The organism is Mesorhizobium sp. M1143, assembly GCF_040318435.1.
GTDB lineage: Bacteria > Pseudomonadota > Alphaproteobacteria > Rhizobiales > Rhizobiaceae > Mesorhizobium.
Window position 1 is genome coordinate 1 of record NZ_JAMYMJ010000150.1, and the last position, 2,267, is coordinate 2,267.

At 59.6% G+C, this 2,267-nt stretch carries 4 protein-coding genes and 1 pseudogene; 1 reads left to right on the forward strand and 4 read right to left on the reverse strand.

Annotation, left to right across the window (positions count from 1 at the left end):
- Window positions 1-180: 180 nt before the first annotated feature.
- From NKH35_RS31420 to NKH35_RS31435, 4 genes and pseudogenes are all read right to left on the reverse strand, one after another.
- Window positions 181-342, reverse strand: a pseudogene (locus NKH35_RS31420) (IS5/IS1182 family transposase); the annotation flags it as partial.
- A 295-nt stretch (window positions 343-637) separates the two neighbouring features.
- Window positions 638-958 carry an exopolysaccharide production repressor protein gene (locus NKH35_RS31425; protein WP_352917543.1) on the reverse strand — a complete coding sequence of 107 codons (321 nt, stop codon included), beginning with the start codon at window positions 956-958 and terminating at the stop codon, window positions 638-640.
- A complete protein-coding gene (gene fdxB / locus NKH35_RS31430) occupies window positions 948-1,304 on the reverse strand; it encodes a ferredoxin III, nif-specific (protein WP_352917544.1) in 357 nt (118 codons plus the stop codon). Before fdxB ends, NKH35_RS31425 begins: the two co-directional genes overlap by 11 nt.
- Window positions 1,301-1,471, reverse strand: a complete 171-nt coding sequence (locus tag NKH35_RS31435) for a CCE_0567 family metalloprotein (protein ID WP_352917545.1) — start codon at window positions 1,469-1,471, stop codon at window positions 1,301-1,303. Before NKH35_RS31435 ends, fdxB begins: the two co-directional genes overlap by 4 nt.
- Before the next feature lie 727 nt (window positions 1,472-2,198).
- Between NKH35_RS31435 and NKH35_RS31440 the strand changes: the two genes are divergently transcribed.
- Window positions 2,199-2,267: hypothetical protein (locus NKH35_RS31440; protein ID WP_352917546.1), on the forward strand; the 69-nt coding region annotated here is incomplete at its 3' end.

Below are 2,267 nucleotides of genomic sequence, written 5' to 3' on the forward strand. Positions count from 1 at the left end.
TTGTACCCCCGCGCGAGTTAGGGCGTAGCAGATTTCTCGGCGTGTGGGCAGTTGTCAAAGCAGCCCCGATCACGACGCAGGTCGGCGGTCAGGTCAAAGATAGTCGTTCAGCGCGGCAAGGCGCGTTGAATCGAAGCCGGATCGTATTTGCGCTATCACCGCACTCTCAGAAGCTTCGTCTTTGGGCTGCGCCAGCACCGCAGCAAGGAACTTCCTCGCGATGTCGCCCTCCAGCAGTCGGTCGCGATTTTTGGAGACACCGGATCCCAAGCCGCGTTATCGACGAACGAACCAGCGGAACAGAAGGTCGTATTCCAGCCGCTCCATCAACAGCCGCTGAGCGCCGCCAATTCCCGCTCCAACGCCGCCAGCCCTTCAATAATCGCCCGAATGCGGCCCAGCGGATGATCGCGCCGCACCGGGGCTAGAACAGTCCCATCACTGTTCCAGCGCTTCGTGCGTCATTGAGTGTTGCAACCGCGCCTGGCCTGCGAGAGACTACCGCAATGCGTATGGAATCACTAGCTGCATCTCCTGGATTAGCCAGAATGATCGCATGGCGCCCGCCACTGACTCCTCAAGCACAGTACTCCCTGGAAACTGCCGCCAGCTTGAGCACTGGCCTTGTGATGGCGCCTCAAGGCAGCAGCAGCGATAAGGCCAGCATTTGATCGCGCTGGTGCAAATCTGCGAATTCATTCGTAACCGCATCAAGGTCTGGCTCGGATACAACTTCCTTGCAACTATCGAAATGCTCAGCCCTTTGGCCAGCTCGGCCGACGGAGCCAGACCGCCAGATCAGAAACAGCACGCTTGCGAAATATGCCAGCTGGAGGAGCAGCGAACCAGCCAGCGTCGTGACGACTACTGTATCGATGGAATGAGAAGCGAAGTAGGCAATCAGTGCCGTGCTGCACAGCACCGGCCCCATGACGCGACAAAAGATCTTAAGGGGCAACGCCGTCCTCCTGGGTTTGTCTCCTCAGATGTGCTGCGACTTGGTCGGCCGGAACATGGGTCTGGCAGTTCTTCGGGCAGACGCGGGCGCAAGCTCCGCAGCCAACGCAGCGGCCGGCATGATCCACGACCATGATCATGTGATTGAGCTCGCCGTCGAAGTCGTGGTCTTCGGCGTCGCAGGTGCTCAGAATTTCACCCGTATCGTCGACGCCGTGAAGGTGCATGACTTCGCGCGAGCAGACCTTGAAACAGCGGCCGCAGCCGATGCAGGTGGTGGCGTCTATAGTGGTGAGATATTCGGGCACCCATCCGGAGCCGTCGCGGGTGGTGAATCTGCTCGTCATCTTAACTTCTTCATTGAACGCTCTCTCTTGGCACTATTCAACTCGGCAAACGGCCGATGTTCCTCGGCAACTTCCTCAATCTCCGTCCATTTTCCCGGGAGGTCCTCTGCAAAGTCGCGCAAGGCTGCCGCGCGCAGCTGAAGCTTTCGGTCTTTCTTCCATCTCATCTGGCTTTGACATAAATCGTTCCTCAAATCGGGGGCACACGGGGGCGGGAGAGGGAGAGGAGAGCGTCGCGTGTGTCGGGCGTCTGCTGCGGCCAGCTTTCACTCTGTGTTGCCGCATCTCAGCTCGCAAAGGCCGTGCCAGCGCGCTTAACGCGCAGTAATCCTATGAGTTCGGGTTCTAAAGCGGCCAAATGCCAAGATGGCCGGTTGTATTGAACCCGACATGTTTTCTGCCGCGCGCTGATTCGATCAAAGTGGCGCTCCAGCGTAAGCGCCACGCCGCTCCCATCGTCCGGGGCATGAGGTGAATGTGCGAAGAATCTCCCCGATCGCGAGAGACGGAGAGGCTACGTGGGAGCAGACTGCAAAATGGATGTCGATTTGGACGTCCCAACAGGGGGCTACGCAGGCCAGCTCGAGGTTCTGGAAGGTCCAACGGAAGGGCGGGTTCGCTCGGAGGCGGAGAGAGCCCGGATTGCGGCCGAGAGCCACTGCCGGAAATGTTCGCCCAGTTGATGGTGGACGACCCGGCGCCTCAGCGGAGGATGAGGCCATCGAAATGGACGCCGGCGAAGGTGGAAGTCATGATCGACATTGTGATCCGAACGGCGGTTGACCCGGAGCAGCTGTCGCAGGTGATCCGAGCGGGTCGGGCCTCACGATGATTGCACCGGGCAACGATCTGAAAATCTACGTGGCGACCCGGCCGGTTAACTTCCGGGGCGGCATGGACGGATTGGCATTGGCTATGCAGGAGATGCTAGACGTCGACCCATGCTGTGGGGCAGCCTTCGTC